This window comes from Oceanospirillum multiglobuliferum (genome assembly GCF_900167095.1).
Lineage (GTDB): Bacteria > Pseudomonadota > Gammaproteobacteria > Pseudomonadales > Halomonadaceae > Oceanospirillum > Oceanospirillum multiglobuliferum.
In genome coordinates this window covers 1-24,655 of the sequence record NZ_FUXG01000005.1, presented here as the reverse complement: position 1 = coordinate 24,655, position 24,655 = coordinate 1, and the positions used below count along the sequence as shown (strand labels likewise).

24 protein-coding genes are annotated in these 24,655 nt (G+C 43.7%); 17 read left to right on the top strand and 7 right to left on the bottom strand.

What is annotated here, in order from left to right:
- Positions 1–156: 156 nt before the first annotated feature.
- From B5D26_RS16355 to B5D26_RS04870, 3 genes are all read right to left on the bottom strand, one after another.
- On the bottom strand, positions 157–3,018 hold the full coding sequence (locus B5D26_RS16355) for an HD domain-containing phosphohydrolase (protein WP_078744608.1): 2,862 nt from the start codon (positions 3,016–3,018) through the stop codon (positions 157–159).
- Between the two features lie 175 nt (positions 3,019–3,193).
- A complete protein-coding gene (gene rsuA, locus B5D26_RS04875) occupies positions 3,194–3,895 on the bottom strand; it encodes a 16S rRNA pseudouridine(516) synthase RsuA (RefSeq protein WP_078744606.1) in 702 nt (233 codons plus the stop codon).
- A gap of 16 nt (positions 3,896–3,911) precedes the next feature.
- The gene (locus tag B5D26_RS04870; protein WP_078744605.1) at positions 3,912–4,874 is read right to left on the bottom strand and encodes a D-2-hydroxyacid dehydrogenase; all 963 of its coding nucleotides are present in this window, start codon (positions 4,872–4,874) and stop codon (positions 3,912–3,914) included.
- Positions 4,875–5,026: 152 nt separating this feature from the next.
- On the opposite strand from B5D26_RS04870, the gene B5D26_RS04865 reads away from it, so the two are divergent.
- The 7 genes from B5D26_RS04865 (at position 5,027) to B5D26_RS04835 (ending at position 11,795) form a co-directional block, all read left to right on the top strand.
- A complete protein-coding gene (locus tag B5D26_RS04865) occupies positions 5,027–6,919 on the top strand; it encodes a DUF3413 domain-containing protein (protein ID WP_078744603.1) in 1,893 nt (630 codons plus the stop codon).
- Between the two features lie 136 nt (positions 6,920–7,055).
- Positions 7,056–8,069: a D-alanyl-D-alanine carboxypeptidase family protein gene (locus B5D26_RS04860; RefSeq protein WP_139776609.1), complete on the top strand. Its 1,014-nt coding sequence runs from the start codon at positions 7,056–7,058 to the stop codon at positions 8,067–8,069.
- 117 nt (positions 8,070–8,186) lie between these two features.
- The gene (locus tag B5D26_RS04855) at positions 8,187–8,945 is read left to right on the top strand and encodes a glucosaminidase domain-containing protein (protein ID WP_159445595.1); all 759 of its coding nucleotides are present in this window, start codon (positions 8,187–8,189) and stop codon (positions 8,943–8,945) included.
- 66 nt (positions 8,946–9,011) lie between these two features.
- A complete protein-coding gene (locus tag B5D26_RS04850; protein WP_078744598.1) occupies positions 9,012–10,031 on the top strand; it encodes an NAD(P)H-dependent glycerol-3-phosphate dehydrogenase in 1,020 nt (339 codons plus the stop codon).
- A gap of 38 nt (positions 10,032–10,069) precedes the next feature.
- Complete coding sequence (locus tag B5D26_RS04845; RefSeq protein WP_078744596.1) at positions 10,070–10,405, top strand: DUF4389 domain-containing protein; 336 nt, start codon at positions 10,070–10,072, stop codon at positions 10,403–10,405.
- 24 nt (positions 10,406–10,429) lie between these two features.
- Positions 10,430–10,894 (top strand): phosphohistidine phosphatase SixA, encoded by a 465-nt coding sequence (gene sixA, locus B5D26_RS04840; RefSeq protein ID WP_078744594.1) that lies wholly within the window; start codon positions 10,430–10,432, stop codon positions 10,892–10,894.
- A 4-nt stretch (positions 10,895–10,898) separates the two neighbouring features.
- Entirely contained in the window at positions 10,899–11,795 is an 897-nt protein-coding gene (locus B5D26_RS04835) for an alpha/beta hydrolase (protein ID WP_078744592.1), read from the top strand.
- 67 nt (positions 11,796–11,862) lie between these two features.
- Here B5D26_RS04835 and B5D26_RS04830 read toward each other — a convergent pair whose 3' ends face one another.
- Together B5D26_RS04830 and B5D26_RS16155 are read right to left on the bottom strand one after the other, a co-directional pair.
- The gene (locus B5D26_RS04830; RefSeq protein WP_078744590.1) at positions 11,863–12,819 is read right to left on the bottom strand and encodes an AEC family transporter; all 957 of its coding nucleotides are present in this window, start codon (positions 12,817–12,819) and stop codon (positions 11,863–11,865) included.
- A complete protein-coding gene (locus tag B5D26_RS16155; protein ID WP_159445594.1) occupies positions 12,819–12,974 on the bottom strand; it encodes a hypothetical protein in 156 nt (51 codons plus the stop codon). The genes B5D26_RS04830 and B5D26_RS16155 overlap by 1 nt, the downstream gene beginning before the upstream one ends.
- Positions 12,975–13,173: 199 nt before the next feature.
- Here B5D26_RS16155 and B5D26_RS04825 point away from each other — a divergent pair, with 199 nt between their 5' ends.
- The 3 genes from B5D26_RS04825 to B5D26_RS04815 all read left to right on the top strand — a co-directional run bounded on the left by B5D26_RS04825 (position 13,174) and on the right by B5D26_RS04815 (position 15,982).
- The gene (locus tag B5D26_RS04825; protein WP_078744588.1) at positions 13,174–13,959 is read left to right on the top strand and encodes an alpha/beta fold hydrolase; all 786 of its coding nucleotides are present in this window, start codon (positions 13,174–13,176) and stop codon (positions 13,957–13,959) included.
- Positions 13,960–13,972: 13 nt separating this feature from the next.
- A complete protein-coding gene (locus tag B5D26_RS04820) occupies positions 13,973–14,869 on the top strand; it encodes an alpha/beta fold hydrolase (protein ID WP_078744586.1) in 897 nt (298 codons plus the stop codon).
- A gap of 114 nt (positions 14,870–14,983) precedes the next feature.
- Positions 14,984–15,982 carry a DUF4892 domain-containing protein gene (locus B5D26_RS04815; RefSeq protein WP_078744584.1) on the top strand — a complete coding sequence of 333 codons (999 nt, stop codon included), beginning with the start codon at positions 14,984–14,986 and terminating at the stop codon, positions 15,980–15,982.
- Positions 15,983–16,152: 170 nt separating this feature from the next.
- Here B5D26_RS04815 and B5D26_RS04810 read toward each other — a convergent pair whose 3' ends face one another.
- Complete coding sequence (locus B5D26_RS04810) at positions 16,153–16,716, bottom strand: Smr/MutS family protein (RefSeq protein WP_078744583.1); 564 nt, start codon at positions 16,714–16,716, stop codon at positions 16,153–16,155.
- A gap of 123 nt (positions 16,717–16,839) precedes the next feature.
- On the opposite strand from B5D26_RS04810, the gene prmB reads away from it, so the two are divergent.
- From prmB to B5D26_RS04775, 7 genes are all read left to right on the top strand, one after another.
- Positions 16,840–17,766: a 50S ribosomal protein L3 N(5)-glutamine methyltransferase gene (gene prmB, locus B5D26_RS04805; RefSeq protein WP_234985186.1), complete on the top strand. Its 927-nt coding sequence runs from the start codon at positions 16,840–16,842 to the stop codon at positions 17,764–17,766.
- An 85-nt stretch (positions 17,767–17,851) separates the two neighbouring features.
- Positions 17,852–18,949 (top strand): chorismate synthase, encoded by a 1,098-nt coding sequence (gene aroC, locus B5D26_RS04800; RefSeq protein WP_078744581.1) that lies wholly within the window; start codon positions 17,852–17,854, stop codon positions 18,947–18,949.
- Between the two features lie 93 nt (positions 18,950–19,042).
- Positions 19,043–20,209, top strand: a complete 1,167-nt coding sequence (locus tag B5D26_RS04795; RefSeq protein WP_078744580.1) for an MFS transporter — start codon at positions 19,043–19,045, stop codon at positions 20,207–20,209.
- 107 nt (positions 20,210–20,316) lie between these two features.
- Positions 20,317–20,559: a DUF6489 family protein gene (locus B5D26_RS04790; RefSeq protein ID WP_078744578.1), complete on the top strand. Its 243-nt coding sequence runs from the start codon at positions 20,317–20,319 to the stop codon at positions 20,557–20,559.
- A gap of 305 nt (positions 20,560–20,864) precedes the next feature.
- The gene (locus B5D26_RS04785) at positions 20,865–21,281 is read left to right on the top strand and encodes a phasin family protein (protein WP_078744575.1); all 417 of its coding nucleotides are present in this window, start codon (positions 20,865–20,867) and stop codon (positions 21,279–21,281) included.
- A gap of 122 nt (positions 21,282–21,403) precedes the next feature.
- Positions 21,404–23,254, top strand: a complete 1,851-nt coding sequence (locus tag B5D26_RS04780) for a PHA/PHB synthase family protein (RefSeq protein WP_078744574.1) — start codon at positions 21,404–21,406, stop codon at positions 23,252–23,254.
- A 124-nt stretch (positions 23,255–23,378) separates the two neighbouring features.
- A complete protein-coding gene (locus tag B5D26_RS04775; protein WP_078744573.1) occupies positions 23,379–24,461 on the top strand; it encodes a CHASE domain-containing protein in 1,083 nt (360 codons plus the stop codon).
- Here the strand turns inward: B5D26_RS04775 and B5D26_RS04770 are convergent.
- Positions 24,382–24,655: zinc ribbon domain-containing protein (locus B5D26_RS04770; protein ID WP_143833097.1), on the bottom strand; the 274-nt coding region annotated here is incomplete at its 5' end. The two genes, B5D26_RS04775 and B5D26_RS04770, sit on opposite strands and share 80 nt — an antisense overlap.

Genomic DNA, 24,655 nt, shown 5'->3' with positions numbered 1-24,655 from the left:
TTAAAGCCATTTACCGACACCCTTGAGATGGCCTGTCTTTCTATGTTTGGGCTTTTTGTGTACTGCAATCCGGTCACAAAAGTGATTTTGCCACGGTGTTAAGCCGTGGCATTTTTTTACCTTCAGTTTGCTATAACCTGCTGTTTGAATAGCGGTTTATGCAGACTCAGTTTCTAGGCTTTGAATCAACGCCTCAAAGTCAACATGATCGAGTTGTTCAGGCTGTAAGAACTGCTGGCAATACTGTATAAATCCATCTCCCGCCAATAGCTCTTTAAATAGATTAGCCTCTATATGACCACCTTTACTCATCTGCACCATAATAGATAAGGCTTGTGATAGGGTTTTAGGCTTTTTATAAGGGCGATCTGAGGCCGTTAGCGCTTCAAATATATCGGCAATACCCATCACCTTTTCTTGCACGCTCATCTGATGGCTAGGCAGTTTTCTAGGGTAGCCCTTTCCATCTGCGCGCTCATGATGGTTACCCGCAATAATAGGCACGCGCTTAAGATGATCAGGCAGGGGCAGGGCGCTGAGCATCATAATGGTATGCACAATATGTTCGTTAATTTTGAAACGCTCTTCTTCAGTGAGTGTGCCAAAACGAACGCTTAAGTTATAACGCTCACCAAAGTTGAAGGAGTATTGTGGTAATGGCATATCAAACTGCCAAATATTGTTCGGATCATCTTTTTGTACGGGTGGTTTGCGGCCTTCCTGCCAAGGCACAATATGCTCTGGACGGTCTGAGAGTAATCGCTCGCGCGCAGGTAAGCGTTGCTCTGGAGTATTGGCCAGTTGGTTCAGCTCATCTTGTGATAGGCCTATACGGTTATCAAAATTTCGCAGCCAAAGACGATCGCCAATGGTATTAATTCTGGCAATACTTTCAGGGTTCATTGACTCACCACCAACGTTGCTGTTGGCAATAAAGTGATAGTCATCTTGTAGCTGTTGCTGGGTTTGCGTTAGCTCTGCTTTTAATTGCTCGCCATCACCGCCTGCGTGCAGTTTCTGCCAATAATCAATTTCTGCGTCACGCCATAACACTTCAAAACGGGTGCGTATTTCGTGAATACGGTTGTATATGGTTTCAAGCTTGGTGGCTTTGTCAATCACGTGCTCTTGGCTGAGAATTTTGCCACAGTCGTGTAACCATGCAGCAATACGGAACTCTTCGTGCTCTTCATCACTCATTTTAAAGTCAGCGTAGACACCTGATGTGCGAGCCTCAAGCTGATTAACTAACAGTGTTGCCAGCTGCGGCACACGGTCACAGTGGCCACTGGTGTAAGGTGACTTGGCATCAATAGAGTCTGCCAATAAGCGCAAGATGCCTTCAATCAGTTCTCGCTGTCCATTAATTAGGCGACGGGTTTCAATGGCTACGGCAGCAGAGCCAGAGATCTCAGAGATAAATTCAAGCAGGGCTTTTTTGTTTTCTGGCGCTTGCTCCCAACGCATGATCAACAAGCCCTCAAGACCTTGATCACGTTTTTTCAGTGGCGTGATCAAGCATTTTTCAGGTGTTTCTAATAAGCTTAATGTGCTGTGAATTAAGCGTTTATCATCTTGTGTATCGGCTTTCAATATCAATGGGAAGTGCTCAAACTCGGTTTGGCTGGCTATCTCAAACAGTTGTGTTTCTGACTGATAGAGATAAACGGCACCTTGTGACATGCCTGTTGCGTTAACTAAGTGCGTTAACACTCCGTCTAGCATTTTCTCTAGGTCAGTTTCTCGATTCAAAATGGTGCTAATTGCTTGGAAGCTGCCAATGGTTTGCGACATATTGTTCACTACTTGGCCTAGCTTTTTTGCCTCGCGGATATCTGACCGTACTTCTATCTGAGAGCTAAAGTCAAAACCTGATAAAGCACTGACTTGATGAGATAGTTCGTGGAAAGCGCGACCAATCCTTGAACCTGCCAGCATGCCGAGTATCAGCATTAAAAAGGTAATACCCGCAGTCCACAATGCTTGATTTAAAATGGTGTCTTTGGCACCGGCTAATAATTCATCTGCTGGCGTAGCAATCAAAATACGAATGCTGTTATCACCAAAATGAGTCACTGGCATCCATAGACCGAACCACTCTGTGTTATCACTATGCAGTAGTGAGATTTCGCCTTGAGCTATCTGGCTCTGTGCTAGTTGAGTAAGTGCATCAACATTGAGCTGCGCAATAGAACTCAAGCGGTAACTATCACCTTCTTGTGTGATCATTTTATCTGAGTGGGTGTAAGCCAGTACTTTTTGTTGCGGGTCTATAATTGCTAACTCTGTACTGTCTGTAGCTTTTAGAGAGGCTAACTGTGCGGATAGATCCGCCACCGAAGCATCCATACCAATAATTGCGGTTCCGGTATAAGCTTTTTGCGCTAAGGTGATGCCAATTTCACGGGTAGTGAAAAATAGATAAGGTGCTGTTAGCACTTGTTTTTTGTTTGCTTTGGCGTCGATGTACCAGCCACGTCGCCTTGGATCATAGTCGTAATTTTTTGGTATCTCTGTTTTTAATAGTTGGAGCTGTTGGTCGTAAAATGTCCACTCCCCGACCATTTTTCCGTCTTTCTCTGTAATGCTTTGCAGCATGAACTTTGCAGCTTCAGGCACTTTATATTTACTACGAACAAGGGGATTGCTGAGTTTACGGATCAGAAAAAACTCACCATTGTCGTAGCCTGCGTAGATGGCACTGAGCATCTCATTAGCGTTGAGTGTTTCGGCTAATACTGGTAGGCGGGCAATACGCTGTGGCAGGGTTTGAGCTTGTAGTAGTGGGTCGTGACTGAGGATTTGCAGTGCGCTTTGTGCAGGACCTGTTAATCGCTGAACCTTTTCATTAATGGTTTTACTGAGTTGCTGGGCTGCTTCACTGGTGGCGATGATTAGTGCTTGTTTATTGCTCTGATAGCTTTGGCTGACCAAAATAGCACTGAGCAGCAGCATTGAACAAACAATTGCACCTACAACTAACCACTGTAGTGAAATTCCTTTTCCGGCGCGTGCCATATTGGCCTCCATAGCTAATTGTTAGGTGGGTAATAAAACCTTGGGTATTCTAGGGCTTTATTATACGGGTGCTATTAATTGTTTGACTAATTCTTTAGTGTAAGCAAAGCGCCTATTTAGGCGCTTTTATCAAGAAATGCTTATATTTTGGTTGGGTGCTGATGACGGATTGAGTCTAAAGCATTTTCAAAACACTATTAGTTTCCGCTTCCGTCAAGTAGCGCCAATCACCTTCATTTAGGTCTAAATCTAACTCAATATCACCAATCTTTTCGCGATGAAGTGCTGTCACTTTATTATTCAGCGCTGCAAACATGCGTTTTACTTGGTGATATTTACCTTCTGAGATAGAGAGCAACACTTCTTGTGAGTTAATGCGTTCTAGCGTGGCAGGTAAGGTGAGTTCTTTTTCGCCATGCAGTTTCAGCCCTGCTGTTAGCTGGGCTTCGGCATCATCACATAAGGGCTCGTCTAGCCAAACACGATAGCGTTTAGTGCACTGCTTTTTAGGTGACGTGATCTGATGTGACCATTTCCCATCATCGGTGATCAATACCAATCCTGTTGTATCCACGTCTAAGCGTCCTGCGATATGCAGATCACGCGTATTGTTTAGATCTAACAAGTTCAAGACAGAAGGGTAGTCTTCATCAATAGTTGAGCAGATAGTGTTTTCAGGTTTGTTCAGCATGATATAGCGCTTACTGACCGCCCCTAAAGTCTGGCCGTCGTAACACACAATATTGTCAGAGCTAATATGCAGTGCTGCATTTTTGGTTACGACCTCGTCGACGGTTACTAAGCCTTGGCGTAGTACACGTTTGGCTTCAACGCGGGAAAGTCCTGTGTGGTGACTGATCATTTTATCTAAACGCATGGTCGAAAATTAATTCCTAAAGAGTAGAGTCTAACTTTTTATAAGCTAAAACGGATTCTGCTGCTTGGTTAACAATATTTTGTCTGGCGGCTTGAGAGATCCAAGCATTGTGCGGCGTCACAATTAAGTTCAAGTCTTCTGTTCGGGCACTTAGCAGTAAGTTGCCATTAATCGGAGGCTCTGTTGTTAATACATCTGTTGCTAGGCCACCTAACTGACCTGTATGCAGGGCTGCCAATGCATCCGCTTCATTTACAATGCCACCACGGGCACAGTTTACTAGCATTAAGCCGGGTTTGGCTTTGGCGAGACGCTCTGCATTAATTAGATTGTCAGTATCTGCGGTAAGTGGGCAGTGCAAAGACAAAAAGTCGGCATGAGGTAGTAATTCATCCAAGCTTGGGCGGCTGTCAACATTTTCTGTGTGGCTTGAGTTTGGGCGTGCGCTAAAGGTGACTTGCATATCAAAAGCTTCTGCAAGCTGAGCCACTTTTTTACCCAGTGCGCCTGCGCCCACAATAACCAAATGCTTGCCAGCAAGCTCCATAACAGAGTGTGTCATTAGGCAGAAGTAAGGGCTTTTTTGCCACTGATCGGCATCAAGTGATTTTTGATAGCGAACTTGTTGTGTTGCCAGCATTAGCATCAGCATCAGGCTGTGTTGCGCTACACTGTTAGTGCCATAAGCCACTGCATTTTTGACGGGAATATTGCGCTCAGCTGCATAGGCTAAATCAATATTGTTCGTGCCGGTTGCTAAAACAACGATTAACTTCAATTTTGGGCACTGTTCTAACAGTGCTCGATCTAAGATAACTTTGTTGCTGAACACAATATCGGCATCTTGAATACGGGCTAAACGCTGTTCAGCAGAGGTGTGTTCATAGCACTCAAACTGATCTAGTGCATTTTTAATACCAGAGAAATCAATATTGTCTCCAAGGCTAAGGGCATCCAATAAAACACCTTTTAATAACATGGGGGAACTCCTAGTCAATTGATGTGCCTGAGAATAAGTTAGCCATATAGAAAAGCCATTCATGTAGGTCTGGCTTATATGGTAGAGTGCAGCCCATTTTGAGCCTGATCGAAAGCAAGGGCTGTTTAATTGTTCAGTTATTGTAGGATGATATGTTGGCTTTGTTACGCAGTTTAAGTTATTCGTGGCAGCAAGGGAAAAACTTTACCCGCTGGCAGTGGTTAAGTTTTTCAGGTTGGGTTTCTGTTGTAGGGGCTATCACTGTTTATTTGGTTGCCAGCCGCTATCTGCCGTTTATTCAGGTTAGTGAAGTACATAGTATTAGTTATCTTATTATGGCTTATATAGGCCATTTTGGTTTGCTGCCTGTAGTCTTTTGGATAGGAATGCTGCCTTTAGCGCTTATTTTACCCTCTCGCTGGCTATTACTACCGATCAGTTTAATAGTGTTATTTGGCGGCTTATTTTTATTAGCCGTAGACACCACCATTTACAGCCAATATCGCTTTCATTTAAGTGGTTTTGTGTGGGAGTTGATCACTGCGCCTGAGGCCAGTGATATGTTCCAGCTGTCGTGGTTCACCATATTGGTGATTGTTTTCGTTTTAGTTGGCGTTTTCATTGCCGCCTTAGGTGCTTTATCTATGGCGGTATGGCTGGTTAAGCGTAAGTTATCATGGTGGTGTGGTATTACTGCTTTTTCGATTTGGATTTTTTCGCTACTAATAAGCCAAGTTATGCATATTTGGTATGAAGCACATTATGATGCTGAGGTTACAGGGATTACACGACACTTTCCTAGCTATTATCCTGTAACAGCCAAAACTTACTTATTAGATAATGGCTTGATTGATCCCACTCAAGTTCGACAAGAAGTTGATCTAAGCGTTTCCAATAAAGGGCAATCGCTACGTTATCCGCAGAACCCCATGCAGTGCGTGACGCCTGAGAAACCTAAAAATGTCTTGGTCATCGGAATTGATGCGATGCGAGCGGATGTTTTTACACCAGAAGTTACACCGAACTTGTATGCTTTAACAGAAAAGCCTAACGCACAGCAGTTTATGAACCATCACAGTGGTGGCAATGTTACCAAGGGCGGGATTTTCTCGCTGTTTTTTGGCCTGCCTGCAACCTATTGGGATGGTTTTGCCGCAGCGCAAGAAGGGGCTGTTTGGATAAAGCAACAGCAAGCTGCGGAGTATCAAATGGGAATTTTTGGCTCTGCAACTTTGGTCAGCCCAGCTTTTGATAGAACCGTTTTTGCGTCAATACCTAATCTGCGAGTCACAACGGAAGGCACTACGCCCTCGGGTAAAGATTTACAAGTCATCAAAGAGTTTGAGCAGTTTTTATCAGAGAAGAACGATGAAAAACCTTTCTTTGGTTTCCTTTTTATGGACGCTGCACATAGCTATGATGTGCCTACAGGTTATGACAAGTTTAAGCCGCAATGGAGTCGAGTTGATCATGTTAAGTTGAATAATGACTTTGACCCAGTGCCCTACTTTAATCGTTATAAAAATGCACTGCACTTTCTAGATCAGAAGCTTGGCGAAATGCTGGCACGTTTAGAAGCTCAAGGTGAGTTGGATAATACGGTTGTTATCCTAACTTCGGATCATGGTGAAGAGTTTAATGACCTAAAGCAGAACTTTTGGGGCCATGGCAGCAACTTTACGCACTATCAAACGCAGGTGCCGCTGCTTATCTTATGGCCAGGGAAAAGTCAGCAGAAAATTAACTATAAAACCAGTCACTTTGATTTAGCACCAACAATCTTGCAAGAGATACTGGGCTGCCAAAACCCAACTTCTGATTATGCGGTAGGTAGCAATCTATTTGATAGCAATGCAAAACGTGATTGGCTGTTGGTACATAGCTATTTTAATTATGGTGTGGTCACAGATAATCGTATTATTGCAACCTATCCCTCGGGACAGCATGAGGTGCTTGATCTAGAAAATAAGCGCCTGCCAGAGGAGAAAATGCCTGCTGATATTGGCTTTCAAGTGTTAGAGGCTATATCACGATTCTATCGCTAATATACAGTACAAGTTATAATGCCATTTTATAAGTTGTTTAATTAATATTGTATTTGCGATAAGTTGACGGTTGTCAGGTCAAAGCTTAGAGTTTAAGCTTCATCTCATTGAATTTGGTTGTATTGGAACGCGTAACGTGGATCGTCGAAATATTCTTAAAGCATTTTCCATCAGCGGATTCGTTGCATTAGGTAGCGGGTCGGTGATGCGCCAATTGTTTTCCAATTCAGCGGAAAATTCTTCTGTTGTTGATGCTGCCAATCTCGAAACATTAGAACCTGCATCTATAGGCAAACTGCCTGATAAGCTAGCAGAGCTAGTTGAAGAGCAAACTGCGGCAACAGATTATCATGAAGTGTCTGCGCCTCAGCGCCTTGAAAATCAGGTGGCTGACTTACAGGCTGAAATTGAAGCGGCGAAGTCTGATCCTCATGTAAAAGACTATATGCAGAAAATCCGTTATTTCGAAGGGGTTTTCGAGGATGACTACTTTGTTGATGCAGCTGAGTTCAAACTGATTAGCCAAACCCTAGCGCGTATGAATAAGGTTCAGCGCACTATTGGTCATGGCAACTTCAATCTGATTAGTTTTGATCAGATGATCAAGTACGGTCGCAATTTTTCGCAGGTTGGTGAATTCAGTAAGGTTGAAATGGAATACCTTGAACAGCTGTTTTTCTCCGACGCCAAACGCTATGGTTTTTATGGCGAAAAAGTGATGAATGGCCTAACAGATCGTGTTGCGAGCAAAGATTTGCTGAAAGTACCAAAAACAGGTAACTATTTATTCAAAGGCAAGTCAATACAGCTTTACGAAACATTGCGTCGAGATGTTGGGGAAGACATTGTTTTAACCTCGGGTGTTAGAAGTACCGTTAAACAGATGTATCTTTACTTGTCCAAGGTTGTACAAGCTGAAGGTAATATGTCTAAAGCTTCTCGCTCTTTGGCGCCTCCTGGATATTCGTATCATGCCATTGGTGATTTTGACGTTGGCAAAGTGGGCTTTGGTTACCAAAACTTCACTTCTGACTTTGCTGAGACGGACGTTTATAAAAAGCTACAAGATCTAGGCTATATCTCTATTCGATATACCAACGATAATAAGTTTGGTGTGCGCTACGAGCCTTGGCATATTCAGGTGGTTTAGTGCAAGCCATACCAAAACAAAAAAGAAACGACATAACTTTGCTTATGTCGTTTTTTTTTCGTGCTCTAAATATTGTTTCTATGCTCACCTAAAGGAATATCATATATGCAGCGGATTATGAGTACAGTACTTATCTTAATACTGTTTTTTACTGCGACAGACATAGCTCAGGCCAGTGACAAAGAACAGCTGATAAGTGCACCAAAGGTTCAGAAAGTTGACTTAAAATTAATGCTAGAAAAAGGCACCTCAAAAGAGAAGAAAGCGCGCTTTTTTGCTTTATTGAAGCCGATTATTCAAGCTGAAAACCAGTACATTGCACAGCAACGCAAGTGGTTAAGCGCTTTGAATTTGAATAAGCTGTCGACAGCAGATCAAAAAAAACTGCAACGTATTGCGCTACAGTATGAGGTCGAGACAGAAAAACCTGTAAAGGAGATTTATGCTACGCTACTTAATCGCGTTAATACCATTCCAGTTGAACTGGTTTTAGTGCAGGCGGCCAATGAATCCGCATGGGGGCGCTCAAGATTTGCTCAAGAAGCTAACAACCTTTTTGGTCAATGGTGTTTTAGCAAAGGTTGCGGTGTTATACCTAAAGGCCGCCCTGAAGGTAAACGCTATGAAGTGGCAAAGTTTAGCTCTCCTCAATTAAGTGTTCGCGCTTACTTACATAATCTGAATACTTTTTGGGCGTATAAAAACTTGCGTGCTCAAAGAGCTCAAGCAGAAAAGCATCATCAGCCAGTAACGGCTCAATTGCTGGCAAAAACGCTGACTCGTTACTCTCAGCGTGGGCAAGCTTATGTTGATGAATTGTTACAGATGATTAAGGTAAACCAAAAACTGATTAACCAAGTGCCAAAAGCAGTTTAGGTTTAAATAATAGGTCTTAAAGAGGGGGTGTTATTTACAGCCTCTTTTAATCACAGTAAGTGCGTTATGACAAAAAAATATGCTGTCACAGTTTTAGGCGGCGGTAGTTTCGGCACCGCCTTGGCTAGTATTGCCGCGGACAACGGCTATCCCGTACAGCAGTGGATGCGTGATCAAGCGTTGGCTGATCATATCAATCTGTATCGGTGTAATAACCGCTACCTCCCAGACTATGTAATCAACGAGAATGTACAAGCCACAACAGATGTTGTTGCAGCGGTATCGAGTGCAGATATTATTTTCGTTGCGATACCTAGCAAAGCTTTCGCAGCTGTAGTTGATCAAGCTGAGGCTTATCTCCGCCCTGACCAAGTTATGGTTAGTACTGCTAAAGGCATACAGGAAGATGGTTTCTTACTGATGTCTGAGATCCTTAGAGCTCATACACCAAGCCAACATATAGGCGTACTCAGTGGGCCAAATTTAGCGAAAGAGATTGCTCAAAAGCAGCTAACCGCAACAGTTGTTGCGAGTGATGATGCCTATACTCGCTCAACCATTCAGCAAGTTTTAAGCTGTAGCTATTTCCGTGTTTATGCTAGCAATGATCTTTTTGGTGTTGAACTAGGAGGGGCATTAAAAAATATTTATGCAATTGCTGCTGGTATGGCCTCGGCATTAGGGGTGGGTGAAAACACAAAAAGCATGCTGATCACTCGCAGTCTTGCTGAGATGAGTCGTTTTGCCGTTGCAATGGGAGCTAACCCTATGACTTTTTTAGGATTGTCAGGTGTTGGAGACCTAATTGTCACCTGCATGTCACCTTTAAGTCGTAACTTTAGAGTGGGTTATGCTTTAGGTGAAGGACAAAGCCTTGATCATGCGGTAGAGCAACTGGGACAAGTGGCGGAAGGGGTTAATACCATTCGTTTGGTACGCAATAAAGCTTTAGAAATGGGGGTTTATATGCCTCTAGCTTGCGGCCTTTATGAAGTACTGTTTAATAATCTGCCTGTCAGTAAGGTCATTCATGGTTTAATGACAGGCGAGCAAAGTACCGATGTTGAGTTTGTTTTACCCCGTTAATCAAATTATCCAAACATCAAGCATATTAAGGGATAGCTATGAGTGAACAAGAGAAGAAAACCGCAGGCATTAAAACAGAAGGCTTTTGGCTAAGAATTATTTTTATGCTGCTATTTGCCGTTGCCTATCAAATAGCTGAGCTGTTGATCGCTATATCGGTGTTATTACAAGTTATCTTTGTTGCGCTTTCTGGCGAGCAGAACTTGTTTTTACGTCAAGCAGGGGCCAATCTGAGTCTTTTTACTTATCAAGTCTATCGTTACTTAACTTTTAACTCAGAACAAAAACCCTTCCCTTTCAGCCCTTGGCCTGAAGGTGATGCTCCAGATGTTGATCCTTACCAACCAAAGCCAACAGATTCAGATCAACACTAACCAAACGAACTCTAAGAAGTGACTATGAAACTGATTATCGTACGCCATGGTGAAGCAGGTGTTGCTGCAACAGATCCCGAACGTGCATTGACAGCAAATGGCCGTCAGCAGGTTCAGCGCATTACCCAAGCTATGAAGGACGAACTGATAGGTAGTATCGCTTATGCAAGCCCTTATCTTCGCGCTCAGCAAACCCTTGAATTAATCTCTCAAGGGTTAGGTGAGCAGGACGGGCAAACATTGGCATTTATTACGCCAGATGATGCTCCAGAGCCTGTGTTAAGTTGGCTAGCTTTACAGTCTGATGCTTGCTTAATGCTGGTCAGCCATCAACCACTTGTCAGTCGATTGATCAGCTTGTTGGTAGACGGCGTAGAGTCTGCTGCCTACCCAATGGATACTGCTTCTATTGCGATTTTAGAAGCTGATGTGTGGGCTAAAGGTTTAGCCCGATTAGTTTCACTCACTCATGTCGTAGACTTGGACTAAAATTTTGATTTTTTTTGAACCGTTTCAACAAGCTTTTAATACACTGCATCGACAAGGGCTGAATCAGTATTGTCGAATGGTGCGTGATCAGTTTGAGCGTTCGATGACAAAGCCTCAGCGGCCTCATGGTTTGATTATCAGTGAGCAGAATGCCAATGGCGTGAAAGCAGAATTACTGTCTTGGCGTCAGGATGCACCGCGTCGCTATGTTGTTTACCTGCATGGTGGTGGTTATGTTTTAGGTTCTATTGAAACTCATCGAGAGCTAGCCGCGCAGATCGCTTTACGTGCCAATGCTCGAGTATTGATCATTGACTACCATTTGGCACCAGAAGGGCCTTATCCTAGTGGCTTAAATGATGCAGAAGCAGCTTATCGCTGGTTACTGGATATTGGTGTGCCGCCAAGTCAAATCGCCATCGCTGGGGACTCTGCTGGAGGCGGTTTAACCTTGGCTCTCTTGCAGCGCTTAAAAGCCAGCAACTCCCCTTTGCCTGCCGCAGCGGTTTACCTATCGCCTTGGGTTGACTTAACTTGTAGCTCACCCAGCTTGGATACTAATACCGCAACAGATATGATACTGAATAAAGCCCAAATGCAGAGCTTTGCACGGGTGTATGCAGGCCAAAAGCCTTTAGACCATCCTGGGGTATCGCCACTGTTTGGTGAGCTGGAAGGAATGCCACCATCCTTAATCCAGGTAAGCAGGCAAGAACTATTACTCAATGATGCAACAAGACTAGCTGATCGCTTAGAAAAAGCGGGCGTTATCACTCACTTAAGTAAGTGGAGCCAGATGCCACATGTCTGGCAAATGCTACACCGCTATTTGCTACAATCTGACGAAGCATTAAAAGAGATTGGCGAATTTTTGCAGCAGCGTGTGGCAGGAGACGAATAGTTTTATTTTAACTATCAAAATGGGGCAGCTTTAATTAGTAGCCCCATTTTTTCAGGTTTAAAATAATTCAAACCAATTGCAGCCAGTGCAGTAAAAATACCCCTGCGGTAATTGTTAAAGTTGAGCCAACCGTTGTCAGTGCCACAATGTTGGCTGCTAACTTATCGTTACCTCCCATTGCCTTTACCATTACAAAGCTACCGGCTGCGGTTGGGCTGGCAAAGTAGATAAATAGAATACCTAATGTTTGCCCTGTCCAGCCCATAGCCCAAGCACCAGCGCTCATCAAAATAGGCAGAATAAGAAGTTTCATCCAAGTAGCCCCCCATGCGGCAATAGAAGACTCTCGTAGCGCTTTCAGGCTTAAGGATGCACCAATACAAAGTAGTGCCAAAGGCAGAGTTAGACCCGAGAAATACTGACCTGTTTTTAGCAGCGCGGTGGGGAGCTGCAAGCCTAGTAACGAAACAGGGATCGCCGCGACAACCGCTAGAATTAAAGGGTTTTTGATAATGTCTTTCACAATCGCGCGCCAGCCTGCGATCGCTCTATCAGGCATAGACATATTCAGGGCAATAACCGATAAAATATTATAAATAATGATTAAGCAGCCTAAAAGAATTGAGGCTAAGGGCATACCTGATTCACCAAACTGATTGGCAACCAAGGCCATACCTATAATGCCCTGATTACCTCGAAAACTACCCTGAATAAACACTCCTCTATCAGCTTTTGCCGCAATTAACTGTTTGGCTAACCAAAGTAAAAAGATAAAACTTAGCAGAGTAACGCCAGAGGCATAATACAAAACATCTGGGTCTAAATTTTCGCGTAAGTTGGTTTTGCTAATATTCAGAAAAACCAGAGTGGGCAACGTGACGCGGAAAACGAGGGTCGAGGCAGTCTTAACAAAGTGATCGTCTAGCCATCGCCAGTATTTAAATAGTACGCCCAAAAAGACAATTAAAAAAACAGGGGCAGTAACCTGTAGAGTTGTCGACAGGGCTAGAAAAAAAGCCTCCATTATTGGCCATTACTCATTGACCAAATGGCATAGAGTACAGCTGCCAATACAGTGATAAAAAACGATAAGTTACGTTTTCTTTTCTGTTCAGGACTGCGGCTTGGACGGTTGCTTTTATCATTTCTATTAGGATCAGTTGGGGCTGACGGACTCATAAAAGGCTCCAAAATGGCGTTATGCCCTGACTAGGGTCACAAAGAGGGGAAACTGTGAGGGCGGACTCTACTCTTACTCTGATATTGACTCAAGTTTCTCGCGCCATTGATTAATTAATCTATCGAGTAAGTCTGTTCAGATTGTTTGAGTTATAGTGCAATAGCTTAATATTCAAACAACTGTTTGCTCGGAGCTGTTATGTCGACCATCCACTTTGCCCATGCCAATGGCTTTCCAATGGGGAGCTATAAGACGCTGCTTGCCCAGCTTGAGTCACAATTTCTGATCCAAGGAGTTTCTCATATTGGGCATAACTTACGCTGGCCAGTAGGAGAAAACTGGGATGCTTTGGTTGATGAGCAGTTGGCTCAGATTAGCAGTAATACTGAGCCTGTTTGGGGGGTTGGCCACTCTTTGGGAGGGGTGTTGCTATACCGTGCAGCATTAAAGTCACCAGCCTATTTCAAAGGGTTGGTTTTACTTGACCCACCGCTCTATATTAGCGGTTTGCGCCCTTACATGCTTAAGTTAGCCAAATATTTTGGCCGTATTGATCGTGTTACGCCTGCTCGTCAAAGCCGTGCTCGAAAACAACAATGGCCCTCAACTCATGCCATGAAAGAGTATTTACGCAGCCGTGGTTTATTTGCACAGTTTGATGATCGCTGTTTAGACGACTATATTGCAGCGGCCAGCGATGAAATAAGTGGCCAGCGTGTTTTGAACTTTAAACCTCAGGTTGAATATGACATTTTCTGCCATCTCGCAGATAACTTATCTAATACCGGACGTAAAATTAAAGTACCCGTCGCAGTGTTAACCAGTGCTACAGGGTCTGTAGTTCCACCGTCTGGGCTTAAAGGGTTTCAGAATGCGGGCTTCATCTGTCACACCCACAAAGGTGACCATCTTTTTCCATTGCAATATCCAGAGTCGACAGCCAGCCAGATTCAGGCCATGATAAAGCAATTCAAAGATCACTGAATGAGGCTTGCTGATGCAGGACCCAATCCCATTTGAGATTAAACTCGAACATATGACCTTATCAGGCTTGCGCTGGGGGAAAGAGCATAGCACTGAGCATCAACCTCCTGTTTTAGCACTACATGGTTGGCTGGATAACAGTGCTAGCTTTTGCCGAATAGCGCCAATATTAGCCGATCGCTGTGGTCTTGACATATGGGCGATAGACCTAGTGGGGCACGGCTTGTCGAGCCATCGCCCTGAGGGTAGTTTTTATCATATTTGGGACAATGTGATAGATATCAATCTGCTGATGGCTGCTCAGGGCTGGGAACGTGTTGATCTTTTGGGGCACTCAATGGGGGCAGGGATTGCCACGCTAATGGCAGGTGCTATGCCTGACAAAGTATCACGCTTGGCTTTGCTGGAAGGCATAGGCCCCATTGTGACAGAGGTAGAGGCAACACCTAAGCAATTGGCTCAATCAACCAGTGCCTATCAATTACTGCCTTACAAAAAAGCCACCGACTATGATGAGTTTGAGTCTGCGGTGATGGCTCGCTGTAATGGCTTCGCCAAAATCAGCTATGCTGCGGCTCTGTCTCTAACAGAGCGAGGACTACGCCAATCGGATACACACTGGAACTGGAGTGCTGATCCACGCTTAAAGATCCCCTCGCCTGTACGCTTTACTGAGGCACAAGTTGAAGCTTTTTGTGAACAAATTCAAGCTCCAACATGTCTATTAACAGCAGAAGCAGGATTTTTAACTGATCGAGACAATACCGCTACTCGTTCGGCTTTAGTTGCAAATTTGAGCCATCAGGTGTTGGCCGGAAACCATCACTTTCATTTAGAGCCTGATACAGCAGCGGTTGTTGCAGAGGCTTTAATTACGTTTTGGCAGGCTAAAGGTTTAAAATGCGAGTAACTTATAAACTGAACTCGAATTATTATTATAAGAAACTGTCCAATGCTGTTGTAACAACTGATAACGCACTAAGCGTCATGAAAAGCGTCATGAAGCCGAAAAGGACTGCACCTGATGAGCAATTTTTTACCACGGCCAACGTCTGCTAATGTTGATCTATTCGCAACTATTATGGATAAAATTATTTTGAGTTACGTTCAAAAGCTATTCAGCAAACCACTTAAAGCGCTGTTTATACTGGTACTACTGACGAACACAGCTGGCGTTTACGCAAATAATTGGTTAGAGCCTTTCCCGCTATCTCGGCTTGAAAATAGCCAGCAAAGCGAGCAACCTCAATACTTAGTCGCTGTGGGTCGAATCCAAAATAAGAGTGGAGTTTCAGCGCCAGAGCATTGGTTACAGCTACCTAAGGGGATGCTCGAAAAAGCAACCTATCGCGTTGAATCTTCTAAAGATACCAATAAGATTTTTCAGCATTACCGCTCTCAGATCCAACAATCTGGTGAGGAAATTGTATTTGAGTGCAGTAGTCGAGACTGTGGCAGCAGTATTGATTGGGCCAATAAAGTATTTAAATTGTCGACGCTATATGGCGTTGATCGTAAACAACACTATATTGTCGCTCAGCGTCAACAAGGTGATAACAGTGAGTATGTCATCGTCTATATCACAGAACGTGGTACAGGGCGTATCTACGTGCATACTGAAACCTATCAGTTCAAAACCTCTGCCCTGCCCAGCTCGGCACTATCAGATGCCATGGAGACAGATCTTTATCAGCAGCTTAATCAATACGGCTGGATCAGCTTGCCTGTTACGCCCCATGGGCGCTATGAAGACTTAGATGCTGAAAAGCTTAGGTTACTAGTCAGTCAGCTGAATCAAGATCAATATCAATATTGGCTGGTTGCCCATCACTATGGGAAGGGTAGCGATCAAGCCTTGCAAGCTCTTTCTGAGCAAGCCGCACAAGGCTTGTTACAGCAGTTAAATGCTATGGGTTTAACAGCAGGCAAGGCTCAAGCTAAGGGCTTGGGGGCGCTCGCGCCTACTAAAGACTCGGTGGTGTATGGTGGTCGTTTAGAGTTAGTTCGACAAAAAATACGGTAGAAGCCTTGAAAGTCATCAAAGCATCACAATATTTAAAATATCAGGTGCATTGCAAGCGCGAAACCACCATCAAGTTTTTGACAGATCTCTCTATTATTTTGCGGCTCAGACTATTGAGCCGCTTTTTTTTGCATTGACGATACTGCTTTTCTTTAACCTAGAGTTGGCTCTTAATCCTTTGTTTTTAGCAACACGTAAACCGCACCTGTGCCACCGTCGACGGGTAAGCATGAGTGAAATGCGAGCACTTCAGGCATCTGTCTTAGCCATACATTAACAAATGATTTGAGTTCGGCTCTACCGCTTCCCTCTATCCAAGATTTACCATGTACCACAATAACTGAGCGATAGCGTTTTGCTCTCACATCCTGAATAAAAGCGTATAGCTCACCGCGTGCCTCTTCTACTATCTTACCGTGTAGATCCAAGCCTTCTTGCCAAGGTATTTCACCCTTTTTCAAAGTTTGATAGGCTCTTAGAGGGAGATCTGGCACTTTGAAATGGATAATGTCGCTTGGCTTGATATCTGGCATATTGCCCTCTGACAAGTTATCGACTACAAACTTCTCATCTGCACTTGTTGCCATTGCTCGTTTTACTTGCAGGTTGATATCTTTTTTACTGGGTTTTAATAAAACTCGATCAGATTTGATCGGCTTAATACCCGACATTGCAGAACGAAAAAGATCCTCGTCATCAAGGTTTTCGTTATCAAATAGCCTATCATCACTCATGGTGCTGCCCTTAATTCAAACTGTCGCCACCATACCAGAAGAGATTCAGTTCGCAAGTCTGGTTTATAGCAAAGAGCAGCTAAGGTAAACTGTTGCCATATCAGGTATTTGGGAGTGCTCATCGTGCCGCAGAGTAAAGCATTGGCTGAAGTTGCCAGCCAGCTGTTCACCATTAAAGACTATATCCGTTGGACTTATTCACAGTTTAACCATCACAAGCTGTTTTATGGACACGGCACAGACAACGCTTGGGATGAGGCTGTGCACCTAGTGCTGGGTAGTCTGCATCTGCCTTGGGATTTCGAGCCTAGCATGCTAGATGCCCGTATCACCCATGATGAGGCCATTGTTATTCTCAGTTATGTTGAAAAGCGTTGCCTTGACCGAGTGCCACTTGCCTATCTTTTAGGAGAGGCTTGGTTTGCAGGCTTGCCTTTTAATGTTGACCATCGGGTTTTGGTGCCGCGTTCACCTTTGAGTGAGATGATTCAAAATCAGTTTGAACCTTGGCTACTTGAAGAGCCGACTCACGTACTAGACCTTTGTACAGGAAGTGGTTGTATTGGTATTGCCACTGCCTATGCTTTTCCATACGCCCGAGTAGACTTAGCCGATATTTCTGAAGATGCGCTCAATGTAGCGAGAAGTAATGTTGAGCGTCATTACCTTGACGATCAGATTAAGGTTTATCAATCAGATCTGTTTAATGACCTGCCCAAAACACAATATGATCTAATTCTATCTAATCCTCCGTATGTTGATCAGGAAGACTTAGACTCTATGCCTGATGAGTTTAGCCATGAACCTGCATTAGGTTTAGGTTCAGGTGATGACGGTTTAGATATTACGCGTCGTATTTTGGCTCAGGCCGCAGATTATTTAAGCCCAAATGGCGTACTAATCTGTGAGGTGGGTAATAGTGAGTTTGCGCTACAAGAATCCTATCCTGAAGTGCCTTTTCTATGGCTGGAGTTTGAGCAGGGCGGACAAGGCGTCTTCATGCTAACGCGCGACCAGCTCAAAGAGTTTGAACATCTTTTCAAAGCCTAGCACAGGTGGCTGCAACACCTATGGCTTGATTATCATAATAAAAATACAGCGGCATTAATGTCGCTGTATCAGCAAGAGAGAACTTATGTCAGGCAACACATTTGGTAAATTATTCACGGTCACCACTTTTGGTGAGAGTCATGGCCTTGCATTAGGTGCTATTGTTGACGGTTGCCCGCCGGGTTTATCGTTGACTGAAGCTGACCTACAGCTTGACTTAGACCGCCGCAAGCCCGGTACATCAAGACATACCACTCAGCGTCGAGAGCCAGATCAAGTGAAAATCTTGTCAGGTGTATTTGAGGGTAAAACAACAGGTACAGCAATCGGCTTACTGATTGAAAATACCGATCAGCGCTCAAAAGACTACTCCAATATTGCTCAGCAGTATCGTCCAGCCCATGCAGACTATACCTATAACCAGAAGTACGGCTTTCGAGATTATCGTGGTGGTGGCCGCTCATCTGCCCGTGAAACCGCAATGCGTGTCGCCGCAGGTGCTATTGCTAAGAAATATCTACAAACGCATCTAGGCATTGAGGTGCGTGGGTACTTGTCACAACTAGGCCCAATCAAAATTGATAAAGTTGACTGGGATCAGGTCGAGCAAAACCCGTTCTTCTGCCCCGATGTTGATAAAGTGCCAGAAATGGAAAGCTATATGGACGCCCTACGCAAAGAGGGCAACTCAATTGGTGCAAAAATTACGGTAGTGGCAAAGCATGTTCCTGTAGGCTTAGGCGAGCCTATTTTTGATCGTTTAGACGCAGAGCTTGCACACGCCCTGATGAGTATCAATGCGGTTAAAGGTGTTGAAATAGGTGCAGGTTTTGGCTGTATTGAGCAAAAGGGTACTGAACACCGAGATGAAATTACCCCTGAAGGTTTCTTATCAAATCATGCCGGTGGTATTTTAGGTGGTATCTCCAGCGGACAAGACATTGTGGCGCATATCGCACTTAAACCAACCTCAAGCCTACGTTTATCAGGTCGAAGTGTGAACTTAGAAGGTGAAGCTGTTGACGTAGTTACAGAAGGTCGGCATGACCCTTGTGTTGGTATTCGAGCAACGCCTATTGCCGAAGCAATGATGGCGATTACCTTAATGGATCACTATCTGCGTCATCGTGCTCAGTGTGGTGATGTTGTGCAACCTACACCTATCATCCCAGCACAAGCTTAAAGTAAAGCTCTAGACGCTAACCCCACAACCTCCTTTGTTGTGGGGTTTTTTATATCTGATAGTTAATCATTTGAACCTTAAGTGTGAATCTTCGTGTCCTATTGGCAGCTCTCCTCCGTTTACTTTTTCTACTTTGCCGTATTAGGGGCTACCAATCCTTACTGGGGGCTTTTTTTGCAAGATGAAGGTTTTGATGCCCAAGATATTGGTAGTTTGATGGCCATATTTATTGCCACCAAACTGATTGCACCTAATATTTGGGGCTATCTTGCGGATAAAACCGGCCGCCATTTGAAAGTTATGCAGTTGGGTGCAGCTTTAACCCCTCTGTTTTTCATTGGGGTCTATTGGCAGCAGGGTTTTTGGTCTATGGCGGCGGTGATGCTGGCTTATAGCTTCTTTTGGAATGCCATATTGCCGCAGTACGAGGTCATTACTTTGAGAGCGATTAAGGGGCGTGAGGATAGCTACAGCAAAATCCGGCTCTGGGGCTCCGTCGGATTTATTGTGGCAGTGGCTGGGCTAGGTTGGGTGCTGGACTTTTTATCTGTACAAATACTGCCTACTGCAATTTTGTTTATCATGTTGGGAATGGGGTTGAGCACCTACTATCTCACTGAAATAAAAAGAAATTGTTTGAGTGAGAAAAAAATTAAAAACGATAAATTCTTAAAGTATTTATTTCGAGCACCTGTCATCTGTTTTTTATTTGCAGTGATTTTAATGCAGTTGTCACATGCCCCCTATTACACTTTCTATTCGATATTTTTAGAAGAATATGGCTATACCAGAACATCAATAGGATTGCTTTGGTCTTTAGGTGTATTAGCTGAAATTATATTGTTTTGGCAGATGCATCGACTGTTAAAGATATTTAATGCAACCACTATTTTATGGTTCAGTTTGTTTGTGGCTGCTGTACGCTGGTTTTTTATGGGTGCTAGTCCAGAGTCATTATGGGTTATACTTTTATTACAAGTGTTACACGCAGCGACTTTTGGCAGTTTTCATGCGGCGTCTATTGCCATAGTTAGACAGATGTTTCCAGACCGGCATGCAGGTCAAGGTCAGGCTGTTTATAGCAGTATTGGCTTTGGTGTTGGTGGTGCTTTGGGCGCTTGGTTAAGTGGCTGGATGTGGCAAAATTGGGGGGCAGAGTTAAGCTTTTATTTTGCCGCATTAGCGGCGTTTGCTGGAGCTGTTGTTATTTTAGTCTCTCTACAAGTATCACGTGGGGCGTGGCTTGCAAGTTATGACTGAATAGTCAATATTAGTCGCAAAAGATTTCATTGTGCAGTTGCAACATAGTACGGTAACACGTTACATTTACACACACTAGCAGTGCCTAATCAGGCAAGGAGCTTTCAATGAAAGTGAACATTGAAGTTGATATGACACCTGAAGAATTTCGTAAGGCGATGGGTTTGCCTGATGTACAGAAATTTCAAGAAGAAGTGATGTCTAGAATTCAACAGCAAATGGAAGCAGGTGTTGAAGGATATGATCCTTTGTCACTTATGAAACCCTTTGTAAGCCAAGGTTTTGACTCAGTTGAAACCTATCAAAAAATGATGATGCAAATGCTGAATAGTTATACCCAACAAAAGTAACAATGTTGGGTAACGGATAGTATTTTCATGTTATGAAAAGTAACATAAATTTTAAAATGGAATGCTGAATTAAGATAGGGAAGCGACAAGGAAAAGGGGTTCGCACTTTTTATGCTGGATGCATAACGTGAGCTTCGCCATTTGAGAGCTAAGTATTTAATAAATCTCGACTTTATTATCAGCTTCAATCAAAACTGATACAAAGTTAGGTTTGCCTAAGAGTGTAATCATATTGACACTAGGCTCAATGTAGAATCACAACAGTCCATAATCTAAATATCAGAATCAAAATAGGGAATAACGCCATGCAAGACAAAATTATGAATGCATTTTCTGAGCAGACTAAAAACATGTATGCACCGATGCGTAAACTAAATGCGCTGATGGTTGAGAACATGGAAAAGATGACTGAGTTTCAAATTGAAGCACTGAAGTCTTACAGCAAAATGGGTGTTAACCAGCTGAAAAACGCAGCAGAAGTTAAAGATGCAGAATCTGTACGTGACTTCACTGCAGCTCAAACTGAGTTGATGAGTACTCTGAGCAAAAAAGTATTAGAAGATGCGAAAAGCATGGCTGACATGACCATGGAATTCAAACAAGAGATCGAAAAAATTGTTGAAGAGTCTCGCGCTAGCGTGACTGCTGCGACAACAGCTGAGCCTGAAGCTAAGACAGCTGAAAAGCGCTCAACTCGTTCTACTACAGGCGCAGCGTCTTAATTTGACCTGAGCTTGATATAGAAGGTTGCTATGATGGCAGCCTTCTTTTATTTTAACTGTTCGATGCCTGTCGGAAGACACCAAGGAAGCCCGCGGCCTTTGGCCAAGAGTGAGGTACGCTCATGAGTGAACAGACCAAAGACGGTAATAATTTTTTCTACGATCCAGCTGAGTTAGCTGATATTGTTGGCAAAGCTAACAATCAATATCAAAAATTGATTGAGCAGCTAATGTCTCGCCAAAGTGGAATGAGTGATCCTTCCCTATCAATTTTTTCTGATGTTTCTGAATCCTTTCAAAAAATGGCTGAACAAATAGCCGTTAATCCAATGGTCGTTTATGAAGAACAGATGAACCTATGGAAGAGTCAGATTCAATTATGGCAGAACGCTACACGTCAACTCTTAGGTGAAACCGTTGATCCGGTTATTGAGCCTGCACGAGATGATCGTCGCTTTACAGATGCCGAGTGGGTAGAAAATTCACTGTTTGATTTTATTAAACAGTCCTATCTGCTGTTTTCACGCAGCATGTTTAATATGGTGCACAACGTTGAAGGTTTAAGTGATCATTCACGTCAAACCGTTGACTTTTATGCGCGCCAGTACATCAATGCGATGAGTCCAAGTAACTTTGTTGCAACGAACCCTGAAGTATTGCGCCGTACAATTGAGACCAAAGGCCGTAACTTGATTCAAGGTATGGAGCAATTGGTTGAAGATTTGAAATCAAGCCGTGATGGTTTGAATGTTTCAATGACTGATGCGCGTGCTTTCACTATGGGTGTTAACGTTGCAACTACACCAGGTGAAGTTGTTTATCAGAATGATCTGATGCAGCTGATTCAGTATAAACCATCAACAGAAAAAGCGTTTAAAACACCGCTGTTGATTGTGCCGCCTTGGATCAATAAATATTACATTTTGGACCTGCGTCCAGGTAACTCTTTAGTTAAGTGGTTAGTTGAGCAAGGCCATACTGTATTTATTATCTCTTGGGTAAATCCTGGTCCGAAGCTACGCGATAAAAGCTTTGAAAACTATATGCTTGAAGGCCCTCTAGCAGCGATTGATGCTATTGAGCAAGCGACTGGCGAGAAAGAAGTTAACCTGATCTCTTACTGCATTGGCGGTACGTTAACAGCGTCGACTCTGGCTTATATGGCTGCTAACAATGACAAGCGTGTTAAGTCTGCAACCTATATGGCAACTCTGCAAGACTTTACTGATCCGGGCGAAATTGGTGTATTCATCAACGAATCGTCTTTGAAAGGTATTGAAAAGCAGCTAGATCGTGATGGCTATCTAGATGGTCGTGCGATGTCTTTCAGCTTCAACCTGTTGCGTGAAAATGATCTATTCTGGTCGTTCTTCATCAATAATTATCTGAAAGGTGAGCGTCCAACAGCGTTTGATTTGCTGTACTGGAATACAGATAGCACGAACATGCCAGCAGCAATGCATAAGTTCTATCTACGCAACATGTACTTAGAAAACAATCTAATCAAGCCGGGCGGTATTAGCCTAAATGGTACGCCGATTGACCTGACCAAGATTGAAACACCAGTATACTTTGTTTCAACCATTCAAGATCACATTGCTAAGTGGACTGCGACTTATAAAGGCGCACAAGCACACTCAGGCCCTGTGAAGTTTGTATTGGCAGGCTCTGGTCATATTGCAGGTGTTGTTAACCCACCTGATAAGAAAAAATATGGCTTCTGGACAAATGATACGCTGGCAGAAACACCAGATGCATGGTTTGCTGGTGCTGAGAAGCATGAAGGTTCTTGGTGGCCAAACTGGCAAGATTGGGTCACTAGCAATCAGTACGCAGATCCAAAAGCGATGGTTGCTGCACGTGAGCCTGGCAAAGGTAAGCTGAAAGTGATTGAAGCTGCACCAGGTAGCTATGCCGCAAAGAAAATTGTAGATGTTTTGAAAGCTGATGCTGCTGAGGCGGTCGCTAGCTAACTTGAAGCTATTTACTCAAAAGCCCACCCTTGAAGTGGGCTTTTTTTTTGCCTAAATGTTATGATTGATACAGAATAAAAAATATACTTTATTACGATGTATCGGTTATGAGTTTGGGGTAGTTATGGACGATAAGTTTTTTGTTGGTGCCAATAAAGGGCTTAATATTTTATTTACTCTCATTACCTTTGCATTGTTACTCTATGCGAGCTTTTATTATAGCGCCCAAGTGGCAGAGCAAAATAACAACAGGTCTGCTGAAGCTTTTAGAAACATTGCAGATCAAGCCTCAGGTTTGTTACAAGAAAAAATCAAACCCTTTCCGCAATTACTGCGCTCTACACGTGGTCTAGTGCTTGGCAATGCTGATCTACAGCCTTCGCAATGGAGTGCTTATGTCAATTCGCTGAGTCTGAATTACGAATCCTTAGGTATTATTGGCTTAACTTATACTGAAAGTGTATTTGACTACCAGCTTGAATCTTATTTAGAAAAGCGCGAAGTAATGTTTCCTAAGTTCAAGATTTTTCCTGATGGCGTAAGAGAAGAGTATATGGTCGAGCTCTATTTTGCACCTGAGGAGATTTCAGCTCGAGTGCGTGGGTTTGATATTGCAGTTGAGAAACACCGTCGACAAGCTGCTCTCTTAAGTCGTCAAACAGGGCTTATGACATTAACTCACCCAATCTCGCTGTTACCAACAGATGCACATTCTCTCGACTATCTATTGCTGATACCTGTTTATGAAGACAGCTGGCATCCTGATATTTCATTAATGGCAGAAACCGATGGGCAATTCAAAGGCTGGGTGACAATTGGCTTTTCATTAACTCGTCTAGTGCAAGCGGTGTTAGAGGAAACCAACCATCCTATCCGTGTTAGAGTTTTTGATAATAGACTTCCTGACCGCGCTGCCTATGACTCTGAGCCAACTCAAGATGATCGCACTACAGCCCAAAATAAAGTGCTCAAATCAATCATTAGCTTAGGTGATCAACCTCTAACACTTCATATTAGCCCTAAGGCAGGTTCTTTATATGCAGAAGAAGCTGCGACATATGAGCAAGAGTCCTTGGTGTTGGGCACTGTGACTGCTCCCCGCCCTTTCGGGCGAGGCTTCCAACTTCTCAGGCAGCAACCGGCGCGTGGCCGGATTTACGCAAGCCTCCATTGGCAGGAACCGACAGTCCTTCGGCCTTTAGTTTGATAACACCCTGCTGGCGGATATTGATCGCGGCGTTGATGTCGCGATCTAGCTCTACCGAACAAGCCGGGCATGCCCAGATGCGAACCGACAACGGCAGGGTGTCTACCTTGTGTCCACAGCAAGAACAGGTCTTGGAGCTGGCAAACCACTGGTCGATTTTAACCAGATGCTTACCTTGCGCTTTAGACTTGTAC